Origin of the sequence: Vibrio maerlii (assembly GCF_003415655.1) — a bacterium.
Taxonomy (GTDB): domain Bacteria; phylum Pseudomonadota; class Gammaproteobacteria; order Enterobacterales; family Vibrionaceae; genus Vibrio; species Vibrio maerlii.
The window spans coordinates 92,932-99,242 of the sequence record NZ_QRHC01000014.1 but is presented as its reverse complement, the minus strand read 5'-3'; the positions used below and the strand labels follow the sequence as shown (position 1 = coordinate 99,242).

The window sequence follows — 6,311 nt, the reverse complement described above, 5'->3', positions numbered from 1 at the left end:
CCGTCCGCCGCTCGACGCCGTTATCGTCCCCCGAAGGTTCAGATAACTCGTTTCCGCTCGACTTGCATGTGTTAGGCCTGCCGCCAGCGTTCAATCTGAGCCATGATCAAACTCTTCAATTTAAGATTTTGTCGGCTCAATGAATACTGATTTAAGTTCCTAGTGACTAGAAGCTAGTTCCTAGAGACTTTGAATTGACTGTGCCGATAATAAATTATCGATTGGTCACTCAGTTCATTGAAAACCATTTTGATACCGAAGTATCTGTTTGTCTTTGCTTATAAAAGCGAAAACAAACTTAGTGATTATCATCAACGAGTGCCCACACAGATTGATAGGTTTAAATTGTTAAAGAGCTAATTCTTTAAGAAAGAAGCGTTTTGCGTTCCTCTCAAAGTGGATGCGCATTTTAGCGATTCAAATCTCAGTGTCAAACACTTTTTTGAGATTATTTTTGAATTTCTTTTTATTCAGAAACTCATCACTAATTTGTCTTACTCATCCTTCTGACTACTCGCTGAAGCCTTGTGGGCTCTGCCGTGTCAGTGGAAGCGCATTATAGAGATCGCTGTCACACTAGCAAGCCCTTTTTGCAAATAAATTCAAAAAACCTGCCATTTGAACAAAAAACCAACCAAAGGCTTATTTACGAACATTTCACCCTCAAGTTACTCACAAACACTTGTGGATAACTAGCTATTCTTCTCCCCTCTTATGCTCTCTTTATATAGACCTTTCTCAATCTGCCGATACCAGAAAAGATAAAAGGCCACTAAAAAGTGACCTTTCCGACTCTTACACTGATCATTTTTACTAATGATTGTAATTGGTGCTAATGATGCATTCCAACTTAATCACCGATGCTTCTACTTAAGCAACTCGCAATGGAGCATCCAGCGAATACCAAATTGGTCTTCTACTTTACCAAATCGAGCACCCCAAAAAGTATCTGCCAGTGGCATCATAATGTGTCCACCATGAGAGAGCTTATCAAACAGTCTTGCTTGCTCATCCAAGTCATCAAGCACTAATGACAAAGCCACATTATTACCCGTTAACTCTTTCGCAACCATTCCATCGGAAAGCATAAGCTTCATACCAAAGGCTTCAAACTCAGAGTGCATGACCCAATCAGGATCTGCTCCCTCTATTTGTTGAGGCGCATCCTTAAATAATTGCTTTGTTATAACAACACCACCAAAGCATTTTTGGTAGAACTCTAATGCTTCCTCACAACGTCCTGCAAAAAAGAGATACGGATTTAATTGATACATTCACAACTTCCTTTTCGTTTGTCTTGGTTTAATCATAGACAAGTAGATGGAAGTTATTAGGAAGAATTCACTTCATATTAAGATAAGTAAAAATCAATGTAGATAAAGGCACTTCTGCATGAATGCCTGAGATACGTATGGGATATAACTTTTAAAGTAGCCAAAACGTCGAAAGGCCGCTTTAAAAGCGACCTTTCTATATATGGTACCGGTAGGCGGAATGATTGGACAGGCATTCCTGCCGCCACCGCGAAGGTAACGAAGGGCAACAAACTCAAGCTTCAAACACCCAAAACGACGAAAGGCCGCTTTAGAAGCGACCTTTCTGTATATGGTACCGGTAGGCGGACTTGAACCGCCACGCCCGAAGGCAACGGATTTTGAATCCGTCGTGTATACCAATTTCACCATACCGGCATCTTGGGGTTTCCCCTTTCGATGTTTGGCATTATACGTATGCCTATCAGGCAAGCAAGGGCAAAATATTGAAAAAGCGTTTGTTTGAGCACAATTTCATCATAAACTCATTTATTGATACGAAATTTACTTTGCAGTGAATCCTCAACTCGCTAACCTTGCTGCAACTTCATTATCTTGTATAGAAACTATGACAGAAACAACTCTTCCAAAGGCCAGCTTATTCCGACGCTTGGCTGCCCTGTTTTATGACGCCCTGATTATTATCGCTATTGAGATGATGGCTGCAGGTATTGTAATTGCCATTCTTGAAGCTCTCGTGGCGACTGGCATTATGAATTATGGCAGTTACGTAGATGTAAGTGACCTGCTCTCAAACCACCCTGTTTGGAGTTTAGTCTACACCGCTTACCTAGCGTTTATCTGGGTCTACTTCTTTGTTTTCTTTTGGACTCGTGCGGGACAAACTCTCGGTATGCGAGCATGGAAGCTTAGACTTCAAAGCACCACTGGTAAGCCAATTACCCTGACTCAGTGTTTGATCCGTATCGCTACTTCAGCATTTGGTTTGGCGAATCTTACCGTTCCGTTTGATACAGAGAAACGCGGTTTCCAAGACATTTGGGCGAATACAGAGATTGTCGTACTACCAAAAGCAAACTAGTTCAACGACAAACACATGTAAAAGAGGGAAGGCATTTGCCTTCCCTCTTTTATTATTCACACATTTTAGAGTTTTCGTCTTAACAGCAGGATAGCTACCATTAAGAAAGCCAAACTTGGAGCGACGGCACCGAGTGCTGGAGGAAAACCGTAAACGAGGCTGAGTGGCCCAAAAAACTCACTCGATATATAGAAGGTGAATCCAGCAATAACACCCGATAGTATTCGAGCCCCCATCGTCACACTTCGTAACGGACCGAATACAAACGACAGAGCCATCAACATCATTACGGCGATAGAGAGAGGTTGTGTCAGTTTACGCCAGAAGGCTAATTCATAACGAGAGGCATCCTGCTCAGAAGCTTTCAAGTAAGTCACATAATCATACAATCCGCTCAGCGCTAACTCTTCTGGTTTCACCGTAACGACCTGCAACTTGTCTGGAGCCAAAGAAGTTTTCCAACGATATGTTGGTAGTTCTTCTTTATATAGCTCTTGTTGATTGTCCATATGAGTGATTTGCACATCTTTCATCATCCACTCATTGTCACCGATGTAATCAACCTTCTTAGCAAAAATAACAGTATCGAGATTTTTTTCATCATCGAAGCGCCACATGTTGAGCACACGCAGCTCATCATCATCCACACGACCGATAAAGATAAAGTCATTCGCATCCCTTGCCCAGACACCACTCAATACCGATGCAATATTACCACCAGAGATAGAGAATGCTCTTAGCTCACGCGCCATCTTTTGCGCTTGTGGTGCGCCCCACTGACCAAGCAGCATAACGATTAACATCAAGGGAACTGCTGTCTTTAGAACTGACAAACCGATATCAAGCTTCGAGTAACCAGAAGCTTGCATGACCACTAATTCAGAGCTTGATGCTAACATACCAAGTGCAATCAAAGAACCTAATAGCGCCGCCATAGGGAAGAACATCTCGATATCACGAGGGATACTCAAAATAACGAAGTAAAGCGCCTGCAACAGATCGAAAGTACCACGGCCTACCTTTCTCAATTGTTCAACGTATTTAATGATGCCCGATAAGCCAACCAAGGTAACCAGTACCAAGGTTGAGGTCGCGATAATGGTTCTACCTATATAAAGGTCTAAAATCTTAAACACGAATTATGCTGCCTTACGTTGCTTGAGTTTATCTTTGAAACGACGAACAGGAATACTATCCATAGAGTTGGCCACTACAGCTGCCAAGAAAAGTGCAATGTTGATTGGCCACATTCCAATATACGCAGGGATGCCACCATCTTCGATTGCTGACTTAGTTGCACTCATCGCGAGGAAGTAAGCAAGATATATCAGAATTGCCGGCCCCATCTTAGCAAAACGACCTTGGCGGGGGTTCACTGCTGATAACGGAACCACCAACATGGTTAAAAGAGGAATACACACTATCAGCGAGATACGCCATTGAAGCTCAGCTTTGGCAGAAAGATCAGGATGCCCAACAAGTGCCAACGTTGGTAACGCTTCCCAATCACGACCTTTTTGCTTCACTTCTCGTTGACCAATTAAGCCATCGTATTCATTAAAGTGAGTCACCATATAATCAACGCGTGTTGGCACACCTTCGTACCGAGTACCGTCATACATGGTTATTACCTGGCGGCCATCGTTGTACTCTTTTACATCACCCGAGTCAGAAAACATAACACTTGGAAGTATGGAATCACGCGGGCGCAGCTGAGCAACAAACACGTTGGTCAACTTGTTATCTTCAATATCATCAATGAACACTACCGACGAGCCATCTGGAGTGCGTTGAAACTGTCCTTTCTTGATCAAATCGACACTATTTTGTGCCGCGACCTCTTCCATTAATTGAGCTTCACGGTCCTGACTCCATGGTGCAAGCCACAGTGAATTGAATGCTGCGACACCACCGGTAAGTAATGCAAGATATAGTGCCGCTTGAATTAGAAATTTATTACCAATACCCGTTGCGTTCATTACCGTAATTTCACTTTCTGCATACAGACGGCCGAAAGTGAGCAAGATGCCAATAAATAGGCTTAATGGAAGCATGAGTAGACCCATTGTTGGCATATTCAAACCAACAATAGAAAGAATTAGACGCGCGGGGATATCACCATCGGACGCATCAGCCAAAACAGTAATGAATTTTTGACTAATGAAGACTAAAAATAGAACAAAAAAGATCGCAAATTGGCTTTTGAGTGTCTCGCGGATCAAATATCTGACAATAATCACGCTGAAATTACCTATACAAAACTTGTTTTTTTGATTGAATCACTATAATTTCCCGTTGAACCTTTTATTTTTTTAATTTTTAACTAAGTGTTTCATGCTTACTGGTCACTTGATTCCATTATAGGATTCAACAAGTAAGATTTCATTATCTAACATTTAGTTTGATTTGTCTTCAGGATGTAGGAGTACAAATGGAGTTCAGTGTAAAAAGTGGCAGTCCAGAAAAACAACGTAGCGCATGTATCGTTGTGGGCGTATTCGAACCACGTCGTCTTTCTCCAGTAGCGGAGCAGCTTGATAAGATCAGTGATGGTTACATCAGCTCACTACTTCGTCGCGGTGATCTAGAAGGTAAGCCTGGCCAAATGTTGCTTCTGCATCAAGTGCCTGGAGTACTGTCAGAACGTGTTCTACTTGTTGGCTGCGGTAAAGAGCGTGAACTAGGTGAGCGTCAATACAAAGAGATCATCCAAAAAACGATCAGCACGCTAAACGAAACGGGCTCTATGGAAGCGGTATGTTTCCTAACAGAGCTGCACGTTAAAGGTCGCGACACCTACTGGAAAGTACGTCAAGCGGTTGAAGCAACGAAAGACGGTCTGTACACATTCGATCAGTTCAAGAGCAACAAACCAGAAACTCGCCGCCCGCTGCGCAAGCTTGTATTTAACGTACCAACACGTCGTGAGCTCAACCTTGGTGAAAAGGCAATTGCTCACGGGCTAGCGGTATCTTCAGGTGTGAAAGCATCGAAAGACCTTGGCAACATGCCACCAAACATTGCTAACCCTGCATACCTTGCCTCTCAAGCACGTCGTTTAGCTGACGATTTCGAAACCGTATCGACTAAGATCATCGGTGAAGAAGAGATGGAAAAACTGGGCATGACTTCTTACCTAGCAGTAGGTCGTGGCTCTAAGAATGAATCTATGATGTCTATCATGGAGTACAAGGGCAATCCAGATCCAGACGCGAAGCCAATCGTACTGATCGGTAAAGGTCTAACATTCGATTCAGGCGGTATCTCGCTTAAGCCTGGCGAAGGTATGGATGAAATGAAGTACGACATGTGTGGTGCGGCATCGGTATTCGGTACAATGAAAGCGCTGGCTAAACTAAACCTACCTATCAACGTGGTAGCAATTTTAGCCGGGTGTGAAAACATGCCAGGTAGCAACGCTTACCGTCCAGGTGACATCCTAACTACCATGTCAGGTCAGACAGTTGAGGTTCTAAATACGGATGCTGAAGGTCGCTTAGTACTTTGTGATGCGCTAACTTACGTTGAACGTTTTGAACCAGAGTGTGTTGTTGACGTTGCGACACTAACAGGTGCATGTGTTATCGCACTTGGTCATCACATCAGTGGTGTTATCTCAAACCACAACCCACTTTCTCACGAGCTAGTAAACGCTTCTGAGCAAGCAGGTGACCGCGCATGGCGTCTACCAATGGCTGACGAATTCCATGAGCAGTTAAACAGCCCGTTTGCAGATATGGCAAACATCGGTGGTCGCCCTGGTGGCACTATTACTGCGGGTTGTTTCCTGTCTAAGTTCGCTAAGAAGTACAACTGGGCACACGTTGATATTGCTGGTACTGCATGGAAGTCAGGTGCAGCGAAAGGCTCAACAGGCCGTCCAGTCTCAATGCTTGTCCAGTTCTTACTGAACCGAGCAGGCGACGAGATTGAAGAGTAAATCTTCACAGAAAGGG

At 43.5% G+C, this 6,311-nt stretch carries 5 protein-coding genes, 1 tRNA gene and 1 rRNA gene; 2 read left to right on the top strand and 5 right to left on the bottom strand.

Annotated features, from left to right (window positions below):
- The 3 genes from DPF91_RS19590 to DPF91_RS19570 all read right to left on the bottom strand — a co-directional run.
- Window positions 1–122, bottom strand: a 16S ribosomal RNA gene (locus DPF91_RS19590); the annotation flags it as partial.
- A 744-nt stretch (window positions 123–866) separates the two neighbouring features.
- Window positions 867–1,274, bottom strand: a complete 408-nt coding sequence (locus DPF91_RS19580; RefSeq protein ID WP_117236126.1) for a VOC family protein — start codon at window positions 1,272–1,274, stop codon at window positions 867–869.
- 332 nt (window positions 1,275–1,606) lie between these two features.
- Window positions 1,607–1,691: transfer RNA gene (locus tag DPF91_RS19570), tRNA-Leu, on the bottom strand.
- 190 nt (window positions 1,692–1,881) lie between these two features.
- Here DPF91_RS19570 and DPF91_RS19565 point away from each other — a divergent pair.
- Window positions 1,882–2,355, top strand: a complete 474-nt coding sequence (locus tag DPF91_RS19565; RefSeq protein WP_117236124.1) for an RDD family protein — start codon at window positions 1,882–1,884, stop codon at window positions 2,353–2,355.
- A gap of 65 nt (window positions 2,356–2,420) precedes the next feature.
- On the opposite strand, the gene lptG is transcribed toward DPF91_RS19565, so the two are convergent.
- Window positions 2,421–3,491: an LPS export ABC transporter permease LptG gene (lptG, locus tag DPF91_RS19560; protein ID WP_117236123.1), complete on the bottom strand. Its 1,071-nt coding sequence runs from the start codon at window positions 3,489–3,491 to the stop codon at window positions 2,421–2,423.
- Window positions 3,492–3,494: 3 nt separating this feature from the next.
- Window positions 3,495–4,595 carry an LPS export ABC transporter permease LptF gene (gene lptF / locus DPF91_RS19555; RefSeq protein ID WP_117236122.1) on the bottom strand — a complete coding sequence of 367 codons (1,101 nt, stop codon included), beginning with the start codon at window positions 4,593–4,595 and terminating at the stop codon, window positions 3,495–3,497.
- 191 nt (window positions 4,596–4,786) lie between these two features.
- On the opposite strand from lptF, the gene pepA reads away from it, so the two are divergent.
- Window positions 4,787–6,295, top strand: a complete 1,509-nt coding sequence (gene pepA / locus DPF91_RS19550; protein ID WP_117236121.1) for a leucyl aminopeptidase — start codon at window positions 4,787–4,789, stop codon at window positions 6,293–6,295.
- Window positions 6,296–6,311 lie beyond the last annotated feature (16 nt).

What these genes read in the sequence shown, in the direction of transcription:
- DPF91_RS19580 (WP_117236126.1), bottom strand. Translation starts at nt 1,274, where the DNA reads ATGTATCAATTAAATCCGTATCTCTTTTTTGCAGGACGTTGTGAGGAA.
- DPF91_RS19565 (WP_117236124.1), top strand. Translation starts at nt 1,882, where the DNA reads ATGACAGAAACAACTCTTCCAAAGGCCAGCTTATTCCGACGCTTGGCT.
- pepA (WP_117236121.1), top strand. Translation starts at nt 4,787, where the DNA reads ATGGAGTTCAGTGTAAAAAGTGGCAGTCCAGAAAAACAACGTAGCGCA.